The 21758-nt window shown below is 64.0% G+C and carries 32 protein-coding genes; 16 read left to right on the top strand and 16 right to left on the bottom strand.

Annotated elements, in window-relative coordinates; translation table 11 throughout:
- The 3 genes from ACIPUD_RS18100 to recA all read right to left on the bottom strand — a co-directional run bounded on the left by ACIPUD_RS18100 (position 1) and on the right by recA (position 2179).
- On the bottom strand, positions 1–519 hold the full coding sequence (locus ACIPUD_RS18100) for a hypothetical protein (protein ID WP_446481259.1): 519 nt from the start codon (positions 517–519) through the stop codon (positions 1–3).
- Between the two features lie 96 nt (positions 520–615).
- Entirely contained in the window at positions 616–987 is a 372-nt protein-coding gene (locus ACIPUD_RS18095) for a hypothetical protein (RefSeq protein ID WP_446481258.1), read from the bottom strand.
- 103 nt (positions 988–1090) lie between these two features.
- Entirely contained in the window at positions 1091–2179 is a 1089-nt protein-coding gene (recA, locus tag ACIPUD_RS18090; RefSeq protein WP_026233157.1) for a recombinase RecA, read from the bottom strand.
- A 259-nt stretch (positions 2180–2438) separates the two neighbouring features.
- Here recA and ACIPUD_RS18085 point away from each other — a divergent pair, with 259 nt between their 5' ends.
- Positions 2439–2606: a hypothetical protein gene (locus tag ACIPUD_RS18085; RefSeq protein ID WP_018456375.1), complete on the top strand. Its 168-nt coding sequence runs from the start codon at positions 2439–2441 to the stop codon at positions 2604–2606.
- Between the two features lie 625 nt (positions 2607–3231).
- Here ACIPUD_RS18085 and ACIPUD_RS18080 read toward each other — a convergent pair.
- Positions 3232–3489 (bottom strand): DUF2798 domain-containing protein, encoded by a 258-nt coding sequence (locus ACIPUD_RS18080; protein ID WP_247491169.1) that lies wholly within the window; start codon positions 3487–3489, stop codon positions 3232–3234.
- 199 nt (positions 3490–3688) lie between these two features.
- Between ACIPUD_RS18080 and ACIPUD_RS18075 the strand changes: the two genes are divergently transcribed.
- The gene (locus ACIPUD_RS18075; protein ID WP_247491420.1) at positions 3689–3877 is read left to right on the top strand and encodes a hypothetical protein; all 189 of its coding nucleotides are present in this window, start codon (positions 3689–3691) and stop codon (positions 3875–3877) included.
- Positions 3878–4081: 204 nt separating this feature from the next.
- Positions 4082–4315 carry a DUF6894 family protein gene (locus tag ACIPUD_RS18070; RefSeq protein ID WP_018456379.1) on the top strand — a complete coding sequence of 78 codons (234 nt, stop codon included), beginning with the start codon at positions 4082–4084 and terminating at the stop codon, positions 4313–4315.
- Between the two features lie 9 nt (positions 4316–4324).
- Here the strand turns inward: ACIPUD_RS18070 and ACIPUD_RS18065 are convergent, their stop codons facing one another.
- Entirely contained in the window at positions 4325–4579 is a 255-nt protein-coding gene (locus ACIPUD_RS18065) for a hypothetical protein (protein WP_446481257.1), read from the bottom strand.
- Between the two features lie 105 nt (positions 4580–4684).
- Positions 4685–4996 carry a hypothetical protein gene (locus tag ACIPUD_RS18060; protein WP_026233159.1) on the bottom strand — a complete coding sequence of 104 codons (312 nt, stop codon included), beginning with the start codon at positions 4994–4996 and terminating at the stop codon, positions 4685–4687.
- A 360-nt stretch (positions 4997–5356) separates the two neighbouring features.
- On the opposite strand from ACIPUD_RS18060, the gene ACIPUD_RS18055 reads away from it, so the two are divergent.
- Positions 5357–5821, top strand: coding sequence for a PaaI family thioesterase (locus ACIPUD_RS18055; protein ID WP_446481256.1), 465 nt, complete (start codon positions 5357–5359; stop codon positions 5819–5821).
- A 117-nt stretch (positions 5822–5938) separates the two neighbouring features.
- On the opposite strand, the gene ACIPUD_RS18050 is transcribed toward ACIPUD_RS18055, so the two are convergent.
- Positions 5939–6232 carry an HdeA/HdeB family chaperone gene (locus ACIPUD_RS18050; protein WP_007602202.1) on the bottom strand — a complete coding sequence of 98 codons (294 nt, stop codon included), beginning with the start codon at positions 6230–6232 and terminating at the stop codon, positions 5939–5941.
- A gap of 180 nt (positions 6233–6412) precedes the next feature.
- Between ACIPUD_RS18050 and ACIPUD_RS18045 the strand changes: the two genes are divergently transcribed.
- Entirely contained in the window at positions 6413–6655 is a 243-nt protein-coding gene (locus tag ACIPUD_RS18045) for a PilZ domain-containing protein (RefSeq protein ID WP_247297240.1), read from the top strand.
- Between the two features lie 46 nt (positions 6656–6701).
- Here the strand turns inward: ACIPUD_RS18045 and ACIPUD_RS18040 are convergent, their stop codons facing one another.
- Both ACIPUD_RS18040 and ACIPUD_RS18035 read right to left on the bottom strand, forming a co-directional pair.
- Complete coding sequence (locus tag ACIPUD_RS18040) at positions 6702–8717, bottom strand: pyrroloquinoline quinone-dependent dehydrogenase (protein WP_446481363.1); 2016 nt, start codon at positions 8715–8717, stop codon at positions 6702–6704.
- 33 nt (positions 8718–8750) lie between these two features.
- Positions 8751–8984 carry a hypothetical protein gene (locus ACIPUD_RS18035; protein ID WP_018456385.1) on the bottom strand — a complete coding sequence of 78 codons (234 nt, stop codon included), beginning with the start codon at positions 8982–8984 and terminating at the stop codon, positions 8751–8753.
- A 247-nt stretch (positions 8985–9231) separates the two neighbouring features.
- Here ACIPUD_RS18035 and ACIPUD_RS18030 point away from each other — a divergent pair, with 247 nt between their 5' ends.
- Both ACIPUD_RS18030 and ACIPUD_RS18025 read left to right on the top strand, forming a co-directional pair.
- Positions 9232–9636 (top strand): hypothetical protein, encoded by a 405-nt coding sequence (locus ACIPUD_RS18030; RefSeq protein ID WP_018456386.1) that lies wholly within the window; start codon positions 9232–9234, stop codon positions 9634–9636.
- 110 nt (positions 9637–9746) lie between these two features.
- On the top strand, positions 9747–10076 hold the full coding sequence (locus ACIPUD_RS18025) for a hypothetical protein (RefSeq protein ID WP_018456387.1): 330 nt from the start codon (positions 9747–9749) through the stop codon (positions 10074–10076).
- 57 nt (positions 10077–10133) lie between these two features.
- On the opposite strand, the gene ACIPUD_RS18020 is transcribed toward ACIPUD_RS18025, so the two are convergent.
- On the bottom strand, positions 10134–10601 hold the full coding sequence (locus ACIPUD_RS18020) for a DUF6691 family protein (RefSeq protein WP_377789349.1): 468 nt from the start codon (positions 10599–10601) through the stop codon (positions 10134–10136).
- A 5-nt stretch (positions 10602–10606) separates the two neighbouring features.
- The gene (locus ACIPUD_RS18015; RefSeq protein ID WP_377789352.1) at positions 10607–11035 is read right to left on the bottom strand and encodes a YeeE/YedE family protein; all 429 of its coding nucleotides are present in this window, start codon (positions 11033–11035) and stop codon (positions 10607–10609) included.
- Positions 11036–11204: 169 nt separating this feature from the next.
- Between ACIPUD_RS18015 and ACIPUD_RS18010 the strand changes: the two genes are divergently transcribed.
- Entirely contained in the window at positions 11205–12368 is a 1164-nt protein-coding gene (locus tag ACIPUD_RS18010; protein ID WP_446481255.1) for a GNAT family N-acetyltransferase, read from the top strand.
- 8 nt (positions 12369–12376) lie between these two features.
- Here the strand turns inward: ACIPUD_RS18010 and ACIPUD_RS18005 are convergent, their stop codons facing one another.
- The gene (locus ACIPUD_RS18005; RefSeq protein ID WP_446481254.1) at positions 12377–13042 is read right to left on the bottom strand and encodes a DsbA family oxidoreductase; all 666 of its coding nucleotides are present in this window, start codon (positions 13040–13042) and stop codon (positions 12377–12379) included.
- A gap of 168 nt (positions 13043–13210) precedes the next feature.
- On the opposite strand from ACIPUD_RS18005, the gene ACIPUD_RS18000 reads away from it, so the two are divergent.
- Positions 13211–14011, top strand: a complete 801-nt coding sequence (locus ACIPUD_RS18000) for a thioesterase family protein (RefSeq protein ID WP_446481253.1) — start codon at positions 13211–13213, stop codon at positions 14009–14011.
- Here the strand turns inward: ACIPUD_RS18000 and ACIPUD_RS17995 are convergent.
- Positions 13999–14823, bottom strand: a complete 825-nt coding sequence (locus ACIPUD_RS17995) for a helix-turn-helix domain-containing protein (protein ID WP_446481252.1) — start codon at positions 14821–14823, stop codon at positions 13999–14001. The genes ACIPUD_RS18000 and ACIPUD_RS17995 overlap by 13 nt on opposite strands.
- 40 nt (positions 14824–14863) lie before the next feature.
- Complete coding sequence (locus ACIPUD_RS17990; protein WP_446481251.1) at positions 14864–15685, bottom strand: helix-turn-helix domain-containing protein; 822 nt, start codon at positions 15683–15685, stop codon at positions 14864–14866.
- Positions 15686–15786: 101 nt separating this feature from the next.
- On the opposite strand from ACIPUD_RS17990, the gene ACIPUD_RS17985 reads away from it, so the two are divergent.
- Together ACIPUD_RS17985 and ACIPUD_RS17980 are read left to right on the top strand one after the other, a co-directional pair.
- The gene (locus ACIPUD_RS17985) at positions 15787–16017 is read left to right on the top strand and encodes a hypothetical protein (protein WP_026233166.1); all 231 of its coding nucleotides are present in this window, start codon (positions 15787–15789) and stop codon (positions 16015–16017) included.
- Positions 16018–16055: 38 nt separating this feature from the next.
- A complete protein-coding gene (locus ACIPUD_RS17980) occupies positions 16056–16454 on the top strand; it encodes a hypothetical protein (RefSeq protein ID WP_018456396.1) in 399 nt (132 codons plus the stop codon).
- A 140-nt stretch (positions 16455–16594) separates the two neighbouring features.
- Here ACIPUD_RS17980 and ACIPUD_RS17975 read toward each other — a convergent pair whose 3' ends face one another.
- Positions 16595–17155 (bottom strand): SET domain-containing protein, encoded by a 561-nt coding sequence (locus tag ACIPUD_RS17975; RefSeq protein WP_377789361.1) that lies wholly within the window; start codon positions 17153–17155, stop codon positions 16595–16597.
- Positions 17156–17320: 165 nt separating this feature from the next.
- On the opposite strand from ACIPUD_RS17975, the gene ACIPUD_RS17970 reads away from it, so the two are divergent.
- On the top strand, positions 17321–17941 hold the full coding sequence (locus tag ACIPUD_RS17970) for a hypothetical protein (RefSeq protein ID WP_446481362.1): 621 nt from the start codon (positions 17321–17323) through the stop codon (positions 17939–17941).
- Between the two features lie 18 nt (positions 17942–17959).
- Here ACIPUD_RS17970 and ACIPUD_RS17965 read toward each other — a convergent pair whose 3' ends face one another.
- Complete coding sequence (locus ACIPUD_RS17965; RefSeq protein WP_446481250.1) at positions 17960–18685, bottom strand: TetR/AcrR family transcriptional regulator; 726 nt, start codon at positions 18683–18685, stop codon at positions 17960–17962.
- Positions 18686–18792: 107 nt separating this feature from the next.
- Here ACIPUD_RS17965 and ACIPUD_RS17960 point away from each other — a divergent pair, with 107 nt between their 5' ends.
- The 4 genes from ACIPUD_RS17960 to ACIPUD_RS17945 all read left to right on the top strand — a co-directional run bounded on the left by ACIPUD_RS17960 (position 18793) and on the right by ACIPUD_RS17945 (position 21720).
- Positions 18793–20190, top strand: coding sequence for a carotenoid oxygenase family protein (locus ACIPUD_RS17960; protein WP_446481249.1), 1398 nt, complete (start codon positions 18793–18795; stop codon positions 20188–20190).
- 40 nt (positions 20191–20230) lie between these two features.
- Positions 20231–20500 (top strand): hypothetical protein, encoded by a 270-nt coding sequence (locus ACIPUD_RS17955; RefSeq protein ID WP_166517616.1) that lies wholly within the window; start codon positions 20231–20233, stop codon positions 20498–20500.
- A 77-nt stretch (positions 20501–20577) separates the two neighbouring features.
- Positions 20578–21153, top strand: a complete 576-nt coding sequence (locus ACIPUD_RS17950; protein WP_085396039.1) for a hypothetical protein — start codon at positions 20578–20580, stop codon at positions 21151–21153.
- A gap of 12 nt (positions 21154–21165) precedes the next feature.
- Complete coding sequence (locus ACIPUD_RS17945) at positions 21166–21720, top strand: inner membrane-spanning protein YciB (RefSeq protein ID WP_085349396.1); 555 nt, start codon at positions 21166–21168, stop codon at positions 21718–21720.
- Positions 21721–21758: the final 38 nt, after the last annotated feature.

Raw genomic sequence — 21758 nt, 5'->3', positions numbered from 1 at the left:
TCAAGGCTTCGTCAAAACATTACCGTAACGCCACAGCCGATCATTGGTCAGGTGCGTGCCGCCCCACCAGCGGTCGATCGGATTGTGGCGACTGAAATCTTCCTGATGGGCCAGGACCGCCCTGCCGAACTCGGTCAACGACAACCGGCTGCGGAGATAGACCTCGTGCCGAGCTCTTAAATTTTCGCGATCGATCGTGCGCAGTTCGTCGCCCAACCCGGCCACTACGGGCTTGGGGCCGAGCGCGAGCCCCTCGAGGAACGAACCCAACTCAAATTCTCCGAACACATATGTGCGCCGTTGCGAGCGCAGGTGAAACAACGCATTCGTGTTTGCAAACCCTCTGGCAAGGAGCTCCAGAAATCGCATCTCGGTCGCACCGAGACCCGTGAAAGGCGACGGCAGTTCTGCCAAGAGATCGAGCAAGGCCGGGCGCAGCATCAGCAATGCACTGAGATCCTGGTGAAGGAGATCGACGCACGCCTCAGGGGTCATCGCGTGGTAGGCCGACCACGCCAACCGGGCAGTCTCGAACTCCTGGGCTCTAACAGGCACGGCATGAATGTGCGGCTCGGACGCAGCGAGATCCTCACCGTGTGCTGTCGTCAGCTCGGATCAGACAAGTCGAAGTCGAAGCTTTGGCACCAGCGAGGAGCAGGAGCTGAGGTGGTCCAGCAGGCAGACGAGCTGCAATTGATCCCGGGGAGCTGGGTCGAACCAAAGTTCAACCACGTCATATTGCTCGCAGAAGTCCGCAAGGGACAAGTCTTTGCGATCCTTGATGCTCTTGGGCCACCGGATGCCCCAATCAGACCAATGATCACCAGGCCCGAGATTCGCCGAACGCGGCGCGAAATAGGCTGCGAGCTTCTCGGGCGAGGGCAGCGGTCCCCACTCAAAGTGAAACGAGGATGAGATGACAAGCTCCGCCAACCCGGATCGTGCGAGCTGGCCTCCGGACGAACTGGTCAAGATCAGACGCTTCATCGCACCACCCGGTGCCCCCACGCCAAACGAAACAGGCGCTGAAGACGTCGGCAACTCAACGTCCTCAGCGCCCGCTCCTCGCGAAAAACTTTACTGTTGAAGCTTACTCGTCCGCCGGCTCCTCGCCGTCGGCGTCACGCTCGGGGCTGCCGGCCAGAATCTGCTCGGCGATCAGGCCGGAGTTCTGGCGGATCGAGGTCTCGATCTTGGCGGTGATGTCGGGGTTAGCCTTCAGGAACGCTTTCGAATTCTCGCGGCCCTGGCCAAGACGCTGGCTGTCATAGGAGAACCAGGCGCCGGATTTTTCGACGATGCCGGCCTTGACGCCGAGATCGAGGATCTCGCCCATCTTGGAGACGCCCTCGCCGTACATGATGTCGAACTCGACCTGCTTGAACGGCGGCGCCAGCTTGTTCTTGACGACCTTGACGCGCGTGGTGTTGCCGACCACTTCGTCGCGCTCCTTGATCGCGCCGATGCGGCGGATGTCGAGGCGGACGGAGGCATAGAATTTCAGCGCATTGCCGCCGGTAGTCGTTTCGGGCGAGCCGTACATCACGCCGATCTTCATGCGGATCTGGTTGATGAAGATCACCATCGTATTGGACTTGTTGATGGACGCAGTCAGCTTGCGCAGCGCCTGGCTCATCAGACGCGCCTGCAGACCCGGCAGCGCATCGCCCATCTCGCCCTCGAGCTCGGCCTTCGGCACCAGCGCCGCGACCGAATCGATCACCAGCACGTCGACCGCGCCGGAGCGCACCAGCGTGTCGCAGATTTCCAGCGCCTGCTCGCCGGTGTCCGGCTGGGAGATCAGGAGTTCGTCGATATTGACGCCCAGCTTGCGCGCATAGACCGGGTCGAGCGCGTGCTCGGCGTCGATAAAGGCGCAGATGCCGCCCTTCTTCTGCCCTTCCGCCACCGTGTGCAGCGCCAGCGTGGTCTTGCCCGAGGATTCCGGCCCGTAGATCTCCACGACGCGCCCCTTCGGCAGGCCGCCGATCCCGAGCGCGATATCGAGCCCCAACGAGCCCGAAGAGACCGCCTCGACATCCATCGAACGGTCGTTCTTGCCGAGCTTCATCACCGAGCCCTTGCCGAACTGACGCTCGATCTGGGAGAGCGCGGCGGCGAGAGCTTTACTCTTGTCCATGGAGGATCCTTCGACGATACGCAGGGCAGTGGTGGACATCGGGTCGTGCTCCTTATGACGAGGATTCGCGTGAGGGACAAACGATTGGCGAGGTGGCGCGGCGATAAAAACAGTGTACCCTATTTGTTCTAGGTTCGCAATATGTTCTTTTGCGATTTTGGCTGCTTGACGCGCATCAAAGACGGATGCGCTGTGCGCCGTCAGAATTCCGCAATCGTCCGGCACCGAACCTTTCGCGGTCTGCGGCCTTCTCCTGGATAGCCTCTTGGACGAGACCGCAACTCTGGGGACTTCAGTCATGACGAACAACACGCATCACGATACGGCCCGGCGCACTCCGCTGCTCGAGGCGGCGCGGGAGGAGCTGAGCAAGTTCGAGCGTAAGGAAAACGAGTTCCGCAAGAAAGATCGCGAAGAGCGTGCCGCCGAACTCCGTTTGCCGCTGGACGCGATCAAGGTTCATTAGGCCGCTGGGACCGCGCTGGCGACGGTGCCGGAGCGGCCGCCCGTTGATCTCAGGAATGGGGATTCGGATAGCCGTGAAAGGCGAATCCGAGCCGATATGGTATCTAAATACTACCAGTAAGCCATTGACAGGGCCGGGAAATTTGTAGGCACACTACTGTGCATGGGGTTGTTTTCGCGTTTTCGAAAGGCGCGCACGGGCCTTTCCACCCTCGGAGCCATCTCCCGCACCCAACAGCGCCTACAGCAGAACCAGCAACCCGATGCCGATTACCAGCACGACGAAGCCAGCCGCCGTCGCGGCGGCGAATGACCGCTCTACGTTGTCCATGATGCCACCCCGTTGCCGGCACGCCACGTTTTCCCCCATGGCAGCACCGTCGCCGCGAAATCTCGCCTGCGGTTGTGTCCTGAGTTGTGCGAACGGATGTCGAAATTGGGACCGGTGCGGGGCCAGTCTGCGGCCCCCGCGCTCCGGCTTTTGCTGCCATCATTGGGCCTTGTCAGGCTGTCGTAAGCTGAACCGGCTAGGGTCGCCCGGCTATGGTGTTGCAGCCCAGCACCTCAGCCTCCAATAACCTTCTCCCCGCTTGGTTCTCCCAAGCGGGTTTTTTTCATTCCGATTTTCACGCCGGCCGGCCGGTTTGCGAACCGCCCTCCTCCTGCGTCAGCCGCAGCGAGAAGGCGCGGATCGCCGGCGCTGCGAGCAGCACGATCGGCAGCATCGCCGCCCATGCGATCAGCCACGACACCATCCAGTGCGCCAGGAAGTCCAGCGCGTTCCCTGCGGGAACGCTGGCGATGCCCGCGGCGATCAGCGAGGTCAGTCCGGACTGGATGATTCCGAACACGAAATGAGAATAGCGGCGGGGAATGCCCGGCATGACGCGTCCATGTTGCTTAGCCGCATCGGGCCAAGCAAGGCACATGCCGCCGCGTTCCGGAAGACGCCCTTACCCATTCTCGGAACTCTGTTCTTGGCCGGAGAACCACGGGCATGAGGTCTCGCGCCGACGCGCGCGGCCGGCGTCTTTCGAATTTCGATTTCGTATGTTCCGGAGCGCGTGCGTTTGCGCGATAGCCGTGAGCGATCCGGGGCTTACCGACAGGTTTGGCTTTCCCTTGGAATATTATGCCGCCCAGCATGTTCTCAGCATCGGCGAGCAGATCAAGACCGGCAAGACCGAGACCAAGATCGATCTCTTGGCGATCCGACGGGTGCAGCTGCGCATCGATCGGGAGCTGAAGGCGATCGGGCGCAAAACCGCCTGAACGGCCGGACCGAGATCGTCGGCGGCATGGCGCCCCTGCGCGCCGCAGCCGCCATGACTTGAGCGCAGCATGGCTTGCAGGGCGCAAGCCGCGTCCATGGGGCTATTCCGTAGCCGACCGGAATTGATCTGCCGACGGTTTGGGATTGGACTGCCGGGATTATGGCCGTGGGGACGGAGCCATCAGGCGCGATCGGTGCGAACCATGCCGCTCTACTTCTTTCGAATCCGGAACGGCCGCTATTCCGGCTGTGCCGACCAGGCGTCGGAATTTGCCGATCGCGATTTGGCCTGGAAGGAGATGACAAGCGTCTGCGCCGACATGGCCGCCGGCATCGCCCGCAAGCTCCAGGAAAATTCCGAATGGAATATGGAGCTGCTGGACGAGGCCAAGGAGCCCGTATTCCGGATCCGCATCACATCCGAAACCTTCGAATAGGGGCCGGCCCTAATCCGCGCTGGGCAGCCGCCGCATCGTGAATTCGATGTCGCCGCCGGGCAGCTCGCGCCAGGTCTCGACCGCGCTCATATAGCCGGCCTTGGGGTAGCGGGTGAAGAAAGCCTGCGCCCTCTCCCGTGCCGCCGCGCGCGGCAGCGTGAAGGTCTCGCGCAGATAGCCGTCGCCGGCCGTCGGGCCGGGCTTGCCGCCCATTTTTCGCCGGCGCGCCATCCGCTCGGCGAGATCCCGCGGACGATCGGCCATGTTCTGCTCTCCTCGACGCGATACACTCCCGCGCAATGTAGGAAGCAGGCCGATCAAAGAGGAGTCCCGGCCGGAGGCATTCAACAGCGCCGCTCGGGCGGAAGGTCAATTGGCAGTCGTGCCGGACTTCTTCTTCGGCGCACCGGTTGCGGCCGACGCCTTTGGCGCCGCCGACGGCTTCGGCGGGTCGGAGCGCATGCCACCCCAGGGATCGTTGGACGCCTTGGAGTCTGGAATCTTCTTCAGCGTTTCCTTGTAAGCCCTGTCACGCTCGGCCTCAGCGGCCTTCTCCTCGGGGGTCTTGCCAGGCCCCTCCTGCAGCAAATTGAGATTGGGCATTTGCGCATAAGCCGGTCCCGCCAGCACGGTCGGTCCCGCCAGAACAGCCAGCACCGCGGCCATACGGAAAAGCTTCATCATTGACTCCTTGATCATCCATGGCGGCGCGGGTCGCCCGCGCCTTGTCACCCCTGCCACAACCGCAGGGGCCGCTCGGCCCGCTAGAGCCGGTCCGATCTGCACGATTTCGGCGCGTGGAGCCAGTCGTCCCAGATCGGGCCGCACTTGGTGCACCCGTTCAGCAACAGGCCGAGCCCGGCCAGACAAAACACGAGGACATACCTACGCAACATCACCCACCCATACCCACTCCATGGCATCATACCGGGCGAAGTCAGGCATTTTCAAGCCGACGGGACCCGCGGCAGACCGGCGACTTTGCCGCGCCGGTCCGCTCGAAATGCCGAACATCCGGCAATACAGGAGGGAACGACAGCAATGCCATCGCAGCCAGAAGCCGAGTTCGGCATCAATGAGGCCCGACGCATCCTCGGCGAAGTCTTTGCGCCCTGGGTCCAGGATCTCAACCTGTCGGTCGAGCGCATCGATCACCTGCCGCCGCCGGACGTGCCGGACTGGCAGCCGGCAGCGCTCCTGCGCATGCCGTTCTCGGAGCGGCTGTGCCGCAACGGTGGTGTGGTCTGCGGCCAGGCCCTGATGGCGCTCGCCGACACCGCGATGGTGATCGCGAACCTCGCCGCCAACCGCGGCTATCGTCCGATGACGACGGTCGACCAAACCACGCATTTCATGCGCTCCGTCTCCTCGTCGGACGTGCTGGCCGACGCCCGCGTGGTGCGACTCGGACGCACCATGAGCTTTGGCCGGGTCACGCTGCTCTCGGCCACCGACAACAAGCCGGTGGCAATGGTGTCGAGTGCGTTCGCGATGCTGCCGGGGTGAGCATCATCCGAAAGAAGAAAGCCGCGTGAGCGCAAAGCGCACCGCGGCTCTCAATGGCGTCATCTCGAGACGGGTAGCGCGGTTGTGATCGCGCGTCGTGCCGACACGCGGCAGAAATTACTTGCCGAGCACTTCGTCAGCCGCGGTGACAATGCTGACGTTGGGATTTTTTCCGCAATAGCTGCCGAACTGCTTGGCGTTCTCGACGAATACGTCGGTGTCGATGATCGCGTTCTCTTCGTCGCCCTTGTACCAGCCGTCCATCCAGGTCAGCACCATCTTGATGGTGTCGTCGCCGCTCTCCAGGAACTGCTTGCAGCTCATGGTCGCGAGATCGAGCTTGGTGGCGTGGGCGGGCATGGACGAGAGCGAGAGCGCTGCGGCGAACAGAAGCGAAAACGTGGTCTTCATCAATATCTCCATCGGCGCGTAGCGCCACAAAGGAACGGCTTGGGGAAAAATCCGCGGAGTGACTTCCGCTTCGACGTCGTAAACGAAATCTGAAGCGCTGTGCAAGTAGCGCCAGTATTGAGTTTAGTTCAACGTAATTTCTATGCACTACTTCACAAAGATCAATATGGATTAACGCGGATGATCGAGAAACGTGCAGCGCAGCGTTACCGTGTTTTCAAGGGTGGAAAGATCACCTTTGAAAACAGCGGCATCACATGCACGGTGCGAAACATGTCGGCGGACGGCGCCGCAATCGACCTCGATGCCCTCGTCACATTGCCGCAATCGTTCACGCTCGCGATCGCGCGCGACAATTTCGTGCGCAAATGCCGCCCTGTCTGGCGTAGCGACAGGCGCATCGGCCTCGCTTTCGTACAGTAGTGCATACGATGTGAACGATCATTCGCATCGCGCGCGCGATGCTGCGTCATGTTCGCGCGATGCGACGTCGGCGACGCCAGCGCAGGCTTGCAACCACGAGCGCGACGATCGCGAGCGCGATCGCCGAGGATGCAGCAAAAAATCGTCCGCCGGGGCGATCGATGGTACGCGACCACAGCGACGGCCCCTCGCCCGGCCTTGCCAGGCGAAACGCAACGACGCTGTCGCCGATCGAGGTGCCTGCCTCGGAATGGCCGCCGGCGCCGATCGCGACATACTGCTCGCCCTTCCAGAGATAGGTCATGGGATTGGCGACGCCGGGCACGGGCAGCCGACCCTGCCACAGCTCCCTGCCGCTGCGCGCATCGAAGGCGCGCAAATAGGCGTCCATCGCTCCGGTGAAGACGAGCCCGCCTGCCGTGACCGCGAGCCCGTTGACGAGCGGCGCACCCCACGGCAGCGGCACGCCGAGCGGGGCGAGATCCTCGGTGGTGCCGACCGTCGAACGCCAGAGGATCTTGCCGGCCTTCAGATCGACCGCGACCATCTCGCCCCAGGGCGGCTTGTTGCAAAGAAGCCCGAGCGGCGACATTGCCACCGCACGCGACATCGCAAACGGCGCACCCGTCTGCTGGCCGAAATCATGACCGGGCGGAGGATCGAACCCGGCCGCCTCCGCCCGCGGAATCAGCTTGATGAGATGAACGGCCCGGCTGGTGTTGGCATAAAGGACCTGGTTGACGGGGTCGAAGGCCGCACTTCCCCAGTTGACGCCGCCGCCGGTGAACGGAAACTCCAGCGTGCCTTGGGTTGAGGGGGGCGTGTACAGGCCCTCGTTGCGTGCCTCCGCAAACTGCTTCTCGCATGCTGAGCGGCGCAGGCTAGGAACGAGCGAGAGCGCATCCTCAGCCGAGATTTTTTGCGACATCAGCTGTGGCACATGCGTCGGGAATGGCTGCGTGGGCGACAGCCGTTCACCTTCCGCGGCCCCCTGCGGGACGCTGCGCTCCTCGACCGGCCATACCGGCTTGCCGGTGTCGCGATCGAGCACGAAGACAAAGCCCTGCTTGGTCGGCTGGATCACGACATCGCGCTGACCATCGCCGGTGTCGATGCGCGTGAGCGTCGGTTGCGCCGGCAGATCGTAATCCCAGACGTCGTGATGCACGGTTTGGAATGCCCATACGAGCTCGCCCGTCTCGATGCGCAGCGCGACCACCGAATTGGCATGTTCGTTGTTGCCCGGCCGCTTGCCGCCCCAGAAATCCGGCGACGGCGAGGACGTCGGCAGGAATACCAGTCCGCGCACCGCGTCGACCGACATCGGCGCCCAGACATTGGCGTGACCGGCTTCGATGCCGTCGCGCTTGAGCGGCTCGAACGTCCAGCGCGGCTGACCGCTACGCGCATCGAACGCACGCACCACACCGCTCGGCGCGTCGACGCGGCGGTTGTCGCCAATCGCGGAGCCGACCACGACGACCCCGCGGCCGACCGCCGGCGGCGAGGTGATCTGGAATTCGCCCGGCCATTCCAGCTTCATGCCAATGTCGGGCCTGACCTCACCGCCCTTGCCGAAGCCGGCACAGGGGATTCCCGTCTTCGCATCGAGCGCGATCAGGCGAACATCGTTCGTGCCCATGAAGATACGCGATCGACATGCCGCATCTACAGGCGCCTCATCGTCGATCCAGTAAGTGACGCCGCGGCAGACGTAGCGGTTGGCGGGACGCTGGTTCATCGCGATCCTGGGGTCGTAACGCCATTTCTGCGCGCCCGTACCGGGATCGAGCGCGATCACCTCGTTGAAAGGCGAGCAGAAGACCAGGCTGTCCTCGACGAACAGCGGCGTCGCCTGGAATTTGGTTCGCCGCATCACCCCGGGCGGCCGCGCCGCGAGATCGCCCGTGTGGAATTCGAAGGCCCGAACCAGGTTGCCGACATTGTCGGGCGTAATCTCTCGCAATGGCGAGAAGCGCGAGCCACCGGGATCGCCACCCCAGCTCTCCCAGGCGATGCCTGGCCGCGACGAAAAAAGGAGGAGCGTGATGAGAGCGGCCAAATAGCAGGAGCGGGTCGCCAAGGCCCGCCTCACTTATTTCGGCTTCTTGCCAGGTTCAGGCGGACGCGCCCCGCTCCACGGATCGTACTTCTCCTTGGACTCGGGAATGCGCTCGAGTGCGGCCTTGTAGGCCTTCTCGTCGACCTTGGGCTTGTTGTCCGCCTTCTGGCCGCCCTCGTTAGGCTGACGCCTGCCACCGCCCATCTGCGCCTGCGCGGAGGCAACCGCCAGCGCAAGCACGGCGGCCGCTATGACCAAAATCCTCATGGGCGCAATCCCCCTCGTCTGGGGTACAAACTAGCCGGCAATTATGGAATAGCCAATGCCGCGGGCTCCAGGGCTTCAGAAAATCTTGGCTTCAGGAAATCTTGGCTTCAGGAAATCTTGGCTTCAGGAAATCTTGGCTCCAAGAATCCTGGCTCCAAGGAATTCTGGCTTCAGCAAATTTTGATCGGCCGGGTCTTCGTCGGATCGCATTCGTGCCTATGTTTTGGCCCGCAGGGGACCTTCACGGATGTTACGGATTATTGCTCATGCCGCGCTGCTGGCCAGCGCGCTCGCGCTCGGGGCCTGCGGGTTTGCCGACAGCCGCGCACCGGTGCCCGAGTTCATGCGCATGAAGGAGGCCGAGCAGCCGCCGCCCGAATCGCCCCCCGACGTCAAACGCGTCGTGCGCGAGCAGATCGAAGTCGTCTTCCTCAGCACGTCCTATCCGCGTGAGGTGCATGTCGCCACACCCCATCGTGAGGTACGAGGACCGGGCTGGACAGCTTGCGTCCGCGCCCAGCTCACCTCGGCGACCGGATCGCCGCTCGGGCCACAGACCTACATCGTGACCATATCAGGCGGAAAAGTGGTCGATCGCCGCCGCGCCGAAGCGGACGATATCTGCGGATCGGAAAGCTACGAGCCGATCTAGGAAACGGATCAAGCCGACGTCCGATCCGGTTCCGGGAAAAACCTGTAATTTTGCCGGAACGATCATGGCTTCCCCTTCTTGTTACCGCCGAGGGCAGTTTCGAGGAGGACATGATGAGGACATTCACGATTGCGTTGCTGGCTGGCGTCGGAGCCTTGGCAGCGGTGAGCGGCGCGAAGGCCGCCGACGTCTATACGACCAGCGAATACACCAGCCCCGATCTCGTCCAGCAAGTGCGGCTGGTCTGCGACGATTCCGGCAATTGCTATCGCACCCGCGGCGGCTCGCGTGTGATCGTGCGCGACTCCTACGCGACGATGCCGCGTGACCGCTACTATGAGCGCCGCACCTATCGCGACTGGGACGATGGTCCGCGCGGCGGCGTCGGCATCCGCGCACCCGGCGTCAGTGTTGGCGTTGGTGTCGGCGATCGCTGGTAGTCGATGAAGCCATGAAATGCAGGACCGGACGAGATAACTCGCCCGGTCCTGTCCATGTCAGATCTCGAGCGGTTTTCCCGGCGTGACAATACGCGTTGCCGACGGGAGCTGCGCGATGAAGCGGGCGAGCACCATGCCGGCACACATCGCGACGACGAAGATGAACGCGGAGGCCGAGCCAAATCCGAGCGCGGTCAATGCCGGGCCTGGACAAAAGCCTACGAGGCCCCAGCCGATACCGAAGATGGCGGGACCGGCGATAATTCTCGGATCGATATCGTTTCGCGTTGGGACATAGAAGCGGTCGGCGAAGACAGGCCTTGCGAGTTTCAAGACGCGGCTGAAGCCAATGAAGGTCACCGCGACCGCGCCAGCCATCACCAAGGCCAGGCTCGCGTCCCACGTTCCTGCCGGGATGCCGCCAATGTCCAGGAAATTCAGGACCTTTGCCGGGTTCGACATGCCTGAGACGATGAGACCAAGGCCAAAGACCACACCGATCGCGAACTGAATGAGGATCGTCATCGCGGTCAGCTCCAGTGCCGCATCACGAAGACGGTCGCCATGCCCGCCGCCATGAACGTCATGGTCGCGACTAGCGATCGCACCGACAACCGCGACAAGCCACAGACGCCGTGGCCAGAGGTGCAGCCGCTGCCCCACACCGCGCCGAAGCCGGTGAGCAATCCCGCGACGATCAGAAGCGGCGTTCCGGCGCCGATCGTTTGCGCCGGCAGGCCTCCCGTGACAAGGCGCACCAGAACGGGCGCGACGATAAGGCCCGCGACGAAGGCGAGCCGGCCGGCGAATTGCCGATCCTGGTAAGGCGGAAACAGCCGCGCCGCGATACCGCTGACCCCGGCGATCCGTCCCGTCGTCCACATCAGCAGCACGGCGGACAGGCCGATCAACGCGCCGCCAAGGAGCGACTCAATCGGCGTAAAAGGTGTGGCGACCATGATGATCCTCCGGCTCGAGAGCAATTCTGGCGTCCGTCGGCGCATTCGGCCGGCTCGCGGCCGGATGCTCAACGAGACGTTAATATTACCACTCGAATTGAAGCGGTGTCCCAACTGTATTTTCCAATCTTTGCGCTAAGCATGGCCTCCTGAACGGGGACGACGGGACGTGGTCGATATCGCGCACCAGGCTGCGATCAATCCGGCATCGGCAAAGCATGCCGCGACGGCGCGCGCGCGCGTCCCGCTCACCGCGATCGAACCCGGCCAGTGGCGCGCACTCGCGCAGCGCGCGATCGAGCCGAACGGATATTACCTGCCGGGCTGGGAGCTCGCTGTCAGTGCAACCGCGCGCGGCCGCACCGATGCCTCGGCGCTTTCCGCATACGATGGATCGCGGCTGATCGGGCTGATGCCGGTGATCTCGCTCTGGCGGGCATGGAAGATCCCCCTGCCCGCGCTGGTGAGCGCGCATCCCTATGGTACGCTGTGCAGCCCGCTGATCGACCGCGATGCCCCGATCGAGGCAGCGGCGCGCCTGTTGCAGCAGGCCCGCGCAACCGGGGCGCATGCGCTCGTGCTGAACGATGTCGCGCTCGATGGGACGGCAATGACCGCCCTCAGCCAAGTTCTGAATCGCGACGGCCTGAAGCCGCGCCTCCTCAACTCCTACATCCGCGCCAGCCTCGACGCGACCCAGGACGGTGAGACGCTGCTACGCGACGCGCTCGGCAGCAAAAAGCTCAAGGAGCTACGCCGCCAACGGCATCGCCTCGAAGAACACGGCGCAATCGTGTTCGACGTCGCGCGCAGCCCCGACGAGATCGGGCCGGCGCTCGAGACATTTTTGCAGCTCGAAGCCAGCGGCTGGAAGGGGAAGCGCGGAACCGCGCTGGTCCAGCATGCCGGCGATGCAACCTTCATCCGCCGCGCCGTTTCCGCGCTGGCAGAAACCGCGCAATGCGAGATCGTCACCCTTCGCGCCGGCGCGACGCCGGTGGCCGCCGGCATCGTGCTGCGCCACCAGGATCGCGCTTTCTTCTTCAAGCTCGGCATCGACGAGCGCTTTGCAAGATATTCGCCGGGCGTGCAGCTCACGCTCGAGCTCACCCGCCGCCTCTGCGCCGATCCAGCCATCGCCAGCGCGGATTCCACGGCGAGCGCCGATCACCCCATGATCAATCCGATCTGGCGCGGGCGCTTCGCCGTCGGCGACGTGCTGATACCGTTGCGGCGGAACGACCCCATCGTGGCGCTGGTTCACGGAGCGCTCGCGGCGCACGGCATCGCCTACGCGGCGGCGCGTCGCGCAGTTCGCCTGCTTCGTAAATAGGATGGCTCCTACTCCGCCGCCTGGGCGTTGATCTCCGCCGAGACCTCGCGGATGGCGCGCGCGAGCATGTTGGGATCCTGCGCGCCGGAGACGGCGTATTTTTGCGCGAACACGTAGGTCGGCACGCCGGAGATGCCTTTCTCGGCGGCTTCCTGCGCGTCCGCCGATACGCGCGCGACGTCCTCGTCGGTGGAGAGGCGCTTGCGCACGTCATCGGCATCGAGGCCGACATCGGCAGCCGCCTGCACAAGCACGTTCAAATCGGTGAGGTCGCCGCCGTCGCGGAAGTAGAGCTCCATCAGGCGCTGCTTCATCTCGGGCGCCTTGCCGATCGCCTCGGCCCAGAGGATCAGGCGGTGGCAGTCGGTGGTGTTGGGCTGACGCGCGACAAGCTCGGGCCGATAGACGAGCCCCTCTTCGCCCGCGGCCGCAACGACGCGTCCCGCAATGCCCTTGTAGGCCTCGACCGAGCCGAACTTCTTGGTGAGATACTCCTCCCGGCTGATGCCCTCGGACGGCACCCAGGGATTGAGGAAGAAGGGACGGAAATTGAGCTTGACCGGAACATCGGGCACCAGCGCCAGCGCACTCTCGATCCGGTGCTTGCCGATATAGCACCAGGGGCACACCACGTCGGAAACGACGTCGATCTGAAGCGGTTTCAACGTGCTCATGTCGGACGTCTCCTTCGGACGGTACGGGTTCGTCGGAAGATAAACCGAACCGGAGGCGGCGCAAGGCACCGGTCCTGCATGGCTCACGACTTCACCTCTGCGGTTATTGTGACAGGCCTCACCCGATCCGATACTCGCGGCCACGATCAAGCACGAGGGGAAACCGCGATGACCGCTATTTTCAAGCCGGAAGGCCAGCAGTTCCGGGCTACGGAGCATGCCGGCGGCCCGTGGTCGCCTGACATGTTGCAGGGAAGCGCCACCACCGCCCTGATGACCCGCGACATCGACCGTCTCGCCACCGAATCCGGCTTCGCGGTGCGGCGCCTGACCTTCGACCTGTGGCGACCGGCGGGCCTGCGCGTCTTCCAGACCACCACCGATTTGTTGCGCGACGGCCGCAAGGCCAAGACCGCCCAGGTGCGGCTGATGGACGGAGAGACCGAGATCGGCCGTTGCACGGCGCTCTTGACGGCGCCGAGCGGAGAATCGCCCGTCGATCCCTTCGCCAGGCCCGCGACTATCGACAAGACGCCTGAGACAGGCGCAGCACCGGCGGCCTTCGCGCAGAAATGGAGCCGGTATTTCCAGAACGTGTCGGTGCGGCTGATCGAGGGCGCGCTGGAGAAGCCCGGCCCGGCCGCCGCCTGGATGCGACTTGATGCACCCCTGGTGGAGGGCGAACCGAACACACCACTGCTCCAAGCGGTGCAGGCCGCGGACTTTTCGAGCGGCGTTGCGCAGATCGTCGACATGCGCAACTGGACCTTTATCAATCCCGAGATCAGCCTCTACTTCTTCCGACCGCCGGAGAGCGAATGGATCCTGATCCGCGCCGCCACGCGCGTCGGCACCAACGGCGCGGGCCTGACCATGGCGACACTGAGCGATCTCAAAGGTCCGTTTGCGGAGGTGATGCAAGCCATGAGCTTTGAGCGCCGCGACGCCGAGCGAGCTCAGGCCTCCTGAGCCGCAAGCGCGATCAGAGTGGCCTCGGACACGGCATCCGCCGGCATGAACATTTCAACGCGAAGCTCCTGAAGCGTCACGTCTTGCGGGGTCCCGAGCGTCAGCACCGCACCGATCAGACCGATGCGGGCGTCGCCCTTTCGTAAGCGCACTTCGCAGAGCGGCCCCGGCGCGACGTTGTCCTCGATCCTGAGTGCGGGAAGCTCCGGCAGCCGCGTCAATTCGCGCCACGTCGATTGCAGGGCCTCGTCGAGCGGTGCAGCCATCGCTTCGTGCCGCGCACGCGACAACAACGCGGTCGCGACGATGGGCCAATTCTCGACGAACGGCTTGAGCTCGTCCGGCGCGAGGAACATGCGCATGTGATTGAGCGGCCGCTGCATGCGTTCTTGCCCAAGCAGCATCGTCATCAGCCGCGACGCGGCGCAGTTGGCCTCCATCACGTTCCAGCGCCGATCGGTCACGATCGCGGGAAACGGTTCGTGCCGCCGGAGCAGAAGATCGATCGCGCGCCGCGCGTCGGCAAGCTCCGGCGCTGAAAGATCGCGCTCGCCGTATAGTCGCGCGAAACCCCCGGCCTCCAGCAGCGCATTGCGATCACGCAGCGACAAACCGAGGGCGGTCGCGAGCTGCAGGAGGATCTCCCGGCTTGCCGCCCACTTGCCGGTCTCGACATAGCTCAGATGCTTGATCGAAATGCCGGCCTCGAACGCCAGCTCCGCCTGGCTCAATGCACGGCGCATGCGCCAGCCGCGCAAAAGGTCGCCGACCGGATTGGCCGACCGTAATGGCCGGGACGAGCGTGTGTCCATCCGGGGACTATGCGAGCGCCACCGCCTCCTGTAAACGGCACTACTGCAAGCCAGCCGCCATCTGCTTCAGCCGCTCGGCAGTGCGCTCGTCGGCCGGGAAGAGGGTTTCCAGAGCCAGCTCCGACAGCGTGATGTCGACGGGCGTACCGAATACCATGGTGGTGGAGAAGAAACTTAGTATCTCCCCCTCGTGGCGCAGCTTGAAGGGGATCGCGACATTGTCGCTCGACAGCGGCGCCGCGCGCGCCGGGATCGGATAACTCTTCAAGTCGTTATACAGCTTGATCAGCTCGGGATCGGCCGTGGCCTCGCATTGCCGGTGCAGCCGCTCCAGGAGATGTCCGCACCATTCCGCGAGATTGACCGTGCGCGGCGCCAGCGCCTCGGGATGGAAGGCAAGCCTCAGCACGTTGAAGGGCTGACCGAGCAGCCGCTGCGGGATGCCGGCGAGCAGCGGCGCCAGCATGCGGTTGGCGGAGACCAGATTCCAGTGCCGGTCATAGGCCAGCGCCGGATTCGGCTCATGCGCCCTGAGGACGAGGTCGATCGCCTGGCGGGCTGATTTCAAGGCGGGATCCTCCAGCGTGCGTTGCGGAAAGGCCGGGGCATAGCCGGCGGCGACCAGCAGCACGTTGCGTTCGCGCAGTGGCACGTCGAGACGTTCGGCGAGTCTGAGCACCATGTCGCGCGAGGGCGCGGCGCGGCCGGTCTCGACGAAGCTCAAATGCCGCGCCGAGATTTCGGCCTCACCGGCGAGATCGAGCTGGCTCATGCGGCGGCGCTGCCGCCATTCGCGCAAATGGTCGCCGATATGGACCGGCTGGCTGCGTTCGGCCTGTGCGGTGGATGCATGTGCGTTCATGGTCGAAAACCTAGCACGCAGATTTCGGCCCTTCCATTACGTCGGAGGTAATCGAATTGGGGCTCGGGCCGGCGCATCTTGGGTCGCAACAGGAGACGACCATGATCGCATTGCTGCTCTACCGGACCGTCACAGACCAGCTAGTTCCCTGGGCCATGGCGCTCGCAACCCGGATGCTGGCGCGCAGCCTCAACATGCCGGAGCCGCTGGTGCATTCGACCGGCGACTACGTCGTCGCGCAGGTCACGGCCTTCGAGCACAGCGTCGGCAGGAGCCTCTGCCCGTTCCGCCTCGCCCGCCTGCTCCGCGCCTGGTGGCGTGGATTGCACTGAGTTTCACCTCGAGCCCACCCCAACCATGGAGACCCACGATGATCGACGCATCCACCTTCCTTCGCCGCGCGCTTCTTGCCGACGCGATCTTCAGCGGCGTGGCCGCTCTCGGTTTCACGTTCGGCGCCAGCGCGTTCGCCTCGCTGTTCAACCTACCCGAAGCGCTGCTGCGCGAGACCGGCCTGTTCCTGATCGCCTACACGGCGCTGGTCGGCTGGCTCGCCTCACGCGCCTCCGTGGCAAAGCCGCTCGTGCTGCTGGTCGTGGTCGGCAACGCGGCCTGGACCGTCGGCAGCATTGCGCTGCTGCTCTCGGGCGCGGTGTCGCCGAACCTTGCCGGCGAGCTCATGGTCGTGGCGCAGGCGATCGCGACCGGCGTGTTTGCCGAACTGCAATATGTGGGATTGCGCAGGAGCGGGAGTGTGCTGGCTGCCTGAGGCCACATCACTCGCTGTCGTTGCCCGGCTTGACCGGGCGACCCAGTATTCCAGAGGTAGTCGTCGCATACGGAGCTGCGGCGTACTGAATGCCCCGCTTTCGCGGGGCATGACAGTTATGCCAGAAGCTCGAACTCAGGCTAGGCCCGCGCGCGGCCCTTCGCCTTGCCGACGGCATGACCATTAAGCTTCTTCTTTTTGGCGAACTTCACGCTCGCCTTCTCGGCTTTGCGCTCCGCGCGCGCCTTCACCTTGGCGCGTTCGGCCCGCGCCTCGGCGCGCAGCTTCTTGCGCTTCTTCTCGCAAGATTCGCACTTGCAGCCGATCGGCTTCAGGTAGGCTTTGAAATAATCGGTGCCGTAGTCGTAATTGATCTCGTCGCCCGGCTCGATGTTCCTGATGGCGCGGATGAAAACCTTGCGCTCGCGCGGCCGCACGTCGGATTCGGCGTTGGGCCTGCACGAATGGTTGATATAGCGCGCGAGGTTCTTGCGCACGGAGCCGTCAATGGTCCAGCGACCGTTGAGCTCGAACAGGTATTTGTTCTCGATGTCGTCGTGCTCGGGAATCCGGGAGTCCAGGATCGGTCCGTAATAACGGATGATCCGGGTGCCCTTCTTGATCGGCTTGGTGGCGAAGAGGCCGAGCCCGGTTTTCGAGCGGCCGACGCGATAAGGTTTGTTGGACGAGGTGGCTGGCATGATCACGAAAAACGAGGACGCGAACGAGGCTGAAAGAGCCCAAGCGAAGCCGCTCTTCTAGAACGATTCCGCGCCGCTGTCAGGTGTCTGTTGACCCCGTTTGAACCTTGCCCACAATCAAGACGTCTGATGGTACGGAGTTCCCACTCGATCAAAGGCGTCGTCATGTTCCGCATCACCACCGCAGGCTTGGCCTTATTGCTCTTGGCCATGTTGCTGATGTGCAGTGGTCTCGACCGAGCCGACGCCCGATCCGTGGGCAGCCAATATACCTCGACGGCCACGAAGGATTGCCGCCAGATCGGAAAGCCCAGCGAGCTCGACGGCAGCACCACGCGGGTCTGCAAGGGCAAGGATGGCCTCGTGGTCCTGATCGCCGAAGACGATCTTCGCGAAATCGTCTCCGTCGGCCGCAATCGCGAGGCCGCGGCCGAGGAACCGGCGGCTAAAGTCTGGTTCGCTCCGTTCAACTCGTCCGAAACCACCGTCGAATGGCGCACCGCTGGGGCCAAGCCGTTTGCGATGATCCAGCGCTGGCACATCGCCGATGGCACCGATCCCGACAAGCAGGGGCGGCCGAACACCAAGGCCATGCTCATCGTGACCCGTCTGCCACCCGGCCCCGTCTGCCACGTCGCCTATGTCGACGCGATCGCCAACCCGAACGCCAATGAGCTCGCGCGCAAGGCCGCGGACGAGTCCGCCCGCAGCTTTACCTGCGGCAAGGACGAGGTGAAGATCATAGGCGCACGCGGCCGCGCGGTCGAGCTCGCGACGATGCGCTAGGCGCTCGCCGGCAATCGATCAGGGACCCGGCGGCTTCCCCGTCACGGGCGACATCAGCATGGCCTCGAGCAGGCGTTCGGGAGTCGTCCCCTCGGGCAGGCGCCCCAGAATATCCTCTAGCCGTCCATCGAGCAGCAGCATGGTAAATCCATGCACCATCGACCAGGCGCGCGCGATCGCAGCGCCCTGATTGAGCGTCAGCGCGTCGCCGCGGATCCGCTCCTGCCGCATCATGCCGACGGCATTGGCGAGCCCCGCAAAGGACGCCTCGGCGGCCTCGTGCAGCGACGGCCTGGAATAGTCGAGGCGCTCGGTGCGGAACATGATGCCGTACATGCCGGGATGAGCCTGGGCATAGGCAACATAGGCTTTCGGCCGCGCCAGCGCGTGCTCAAGCGGGGTGGTGGCGGTGTCAGAGGACGACGCCATCGCCGCATTGAACTGGCGGAAGCCGACGGCCGCGAGCTCACTGAGAAGCCCGGTGAGGTCGCCGAAATGATGGGTGGGCGCGGCGTGCGAGACGCCCGCCTCGCGCGCCACCGCGCGCAATGTCAGGCCGGCGAGCCCGTCACGCTCCAGCACCCGTTCGGCGGCCTGGAGCAGCGCCTCGCGCAGCGCGCCGTGGTGATAGGGCGCCTCGGACTTGACGCTCGCCGTTCGTCGCGCGGGACGCGCCGGCGCGCTCGCCTTCTTTGAAGTACGCGCACCGCGCGCGGTTTCTGTCCTGATCTCACTCTTGCCCATGGGCCAGCTATAGGATGCAATATTGACAGTGTAAAGATTTCACTTGACGAGAACCCCTCGTACGGCTATTTGATCTTTACGATGTAAAGATAAGGAAGGGATACGCCGTGCAGCAGGACGCCGTTGCCGAACGCCGCCACAACCTCGGTCCGATTCCGTTCGAGGCCGACGCGCCCTTCCTGAAAATCATCGGTGAATTGCCGCGCGAACTGAACGGCACGCTCTATCGCAACGGCCCCAATCCGCAGTTCGACTCGCCCGGCGCGCACTGGTTCGTCGGCGACGGCATGCTGCACGCCTTTCACCTCGAGAACGGCCGCGCCAGCCATCGCAATCGCTGGGTCCGTACGCCGAAATGGCTGGCCGAGCACGATGCCGGCCGCGCGTTGTTCGGGGGCTTCGGCCGCAAGCTGCCGGATGCGCCGCAAGACCTCACCGACGGCGGCGTCGCCAACACCAACATCATCTTCCATGCCGGCAAGCTGCTTGCGCTGGAAGAAGCCCATCTGCCGACTGAGATCGATCCGGGCACGCTCGCAACCCGCGGCTATCACAATTATCAGGGCCGTGTCGCCGGCAGCTTCACCGCGCACCCGAAGATCGATCCCGTCACCGGCGAGCTGGTGTTCTTCGGCTACAACGCCGCGGGTCCGCTGACGCCTGCCCTCTCCTACGGCTCGATCGACGCGTCCGGCAAGGCGACGCGCTTCGAACGTTTCGAGGCGCCCTATCCCAGCATGGTGCACGACTTCATCGTCACCGAGAACCACGTGCTGTTTCCGATCCTGCCCGTCACCGGCAGCATGGAGCGCGCGATCAGCGGGCGGCCGCCCTATGCCTGGGAGCCGGACAAGGGCGCCTATGTCGGCGTGATCAAGCGCAAGGGCAGCGCGAAGGACATCGTCTGGTTTCGTGCTGAAGCCTGCTACGTCTTCCACGTCATGAATGCTTGGGAGGACGGTGACCGCATCATCGCGGACGTCATGCAGTTCGAGGAAGCACCACTATTTACGCATCCCGACGGCACGCCCACCAATCCCGAGAAATCCTTCGCTCGCCACTGCCGCTGGACCTTCGATCTTGCCGGGAAGACCGACCGCTTCCAGCAGACCTATCTCGACGATCTCACCGGCGAATTCCCGCGCATCGACGACCGCCGCGCCGGATTGAAGAGCCGTCACGGCTGGTACGCCTGCGCCAATCCGAAGCTGCCGATGTTCGGCGCGCTGTCCGGCGTCGTCCATGTCGATGGCAATGGAACGCGCCTCGGCCATTATCTGCTGCCGGCCGGCGACACCATCTCCGAGCCGGTCTTCGTCGAGCGGTCGAAAGATGCGGCGGAAGGCGACGGCTGGCTGCTGGCGGTGGTCTGGCGCGCGCGGGAAAACCGCAGCGACCTCGCCGTGTTCAATGCCAAGGATGTCGAGGCCGGCCCCGTCGCGCTGGTGCAGCTCGGCCATCGCGTGCCCGACGGTTTTCACGGCAATTGGGTCGGCGCGCGGTAGCTCTCCTCTCGACATCGCTGATGTCACCAAAAGGTCTCTCATGCATATGCCCTCGATCACCGCGGACCGCCTCGCTGTCCTGATCCTGTTCCTGATCTGCGCCGGGATCACGCTCCCGATGATCCGGCCGCGGCGGAGCGGCCAAACCATCTTCAACGGCGGTATCTTGCTCGCCTTCGTCCTCTCGATCGCCTGCGCGTTACCTGTGCTGCCGCACCTGTCCTGGGCCGGCTTCATTGATGAGATGGCCGACCAAGCCGTTGCAGCAATCCAATTTTTGGAAGTCGCTTACGTCATTTTGACACTGTAAAGATTTGACTTGACCACGCCTCGCTGCTGACATATTGATCTTTACACCGTAAAGATAAAGCCGGACCGAGGCGAACCATGGCGATTTTCCTGATCCTCGCGCCCTACGGCGCCTTCACTTTCCTGATGCTGATGACGTCTGCCACGATCAGCGTATTCGTAGCCTCGGCAACCTGTCTGGCCACCGTGGCGATCGATGTCGTGCGCGGTCGCTCGCTGAAGATCCTGGCTATGGGCTCGGCGCTGCTATTCGCCGCAATCGGCCTCCACCTCGCGCTGTTCGACCCGGCGCTTGGCACGCTCGGTGTCAAGCTGTCGGTCGACATCGGCATCTTCGTCATCTCGCTCGGCTCGATGCTGGTCCGGCGTCCCTTCACGCTGCAATACGCGGTCGAATCCGTGCCGGCCGAGACCGCGGCAATGCCCGGCTTTCTCTATGCCAATTACGTCATCACGGGCGCTTGGACCGCGGCTGCGCTGCTGATGGCGGCCGCCAATCTCGTGCTGCTCTATGTCCCCGGCCTGCCGCTCTGGTCGAGCCTTGCGGTCGCCTTCGCCGCCCGCAACAGCGCGATCTATTTCACAAAATGGTATCCCGAATATCGGCAGATCAAGTACGGTGCGCCGGCCAGCCCAATGTCCAACTCCCGCTGAACAGGATCGACGATGAAGGACGTATTCGCCCGCCTCGCCTCCGACCTCTTCTCTGCCATCGTCTTCCTGGTCATCTACATCATCACCGACAACGTCGTCCTGGCAACGTCGGTGGCGATTGCCGGAGCGATCGCGCAGGTGATCTACGCGCGCGTCAAGGGGCAGCAGCTCAATTACATGACCTATGCGAGCGTCGCGCTCGTCGTCGTGCTCGGCACGGTCACGCTGCTGACCAACGATCCCCGCTTCATGCTCGCAAAGCCCTCGATCGCGCATTTCGCGATCGGCGCCATCATGCTCAAGCGGGGCTGGATGCTGCGCTACATGCCGCCGATCGTCGTCGAGACCGTTCCGGAATATGTGACGGCTGCAGGTTATGCCTGGGCCGCGCTGATGTTCGTAATCGGCGCCGGCATGATCGCCGTCGCCTCCACAGGCGATCTGAAGCTGTGGGCGTTCTACATCACGGTGGTCGCGGGCGGCGCCAAGATCCTCGCCTTCGCCGTGCAATACGTCGTGCTTCGCCTCATCGTCACCAGCCGACGACGCGCCGCCGCCCGCGCCTAAATGCCTCCAACGGAGCGTTAGGCGCGAGCGGCGAGTTG

This window comes from Bradyrhizobium sp. CAR08 (assembly GCF_052871955.1).
Note: the sequence above shows the minus strand (reverse complement) of the source record. Positions and strands in the feature narration are given on the sequence as shown.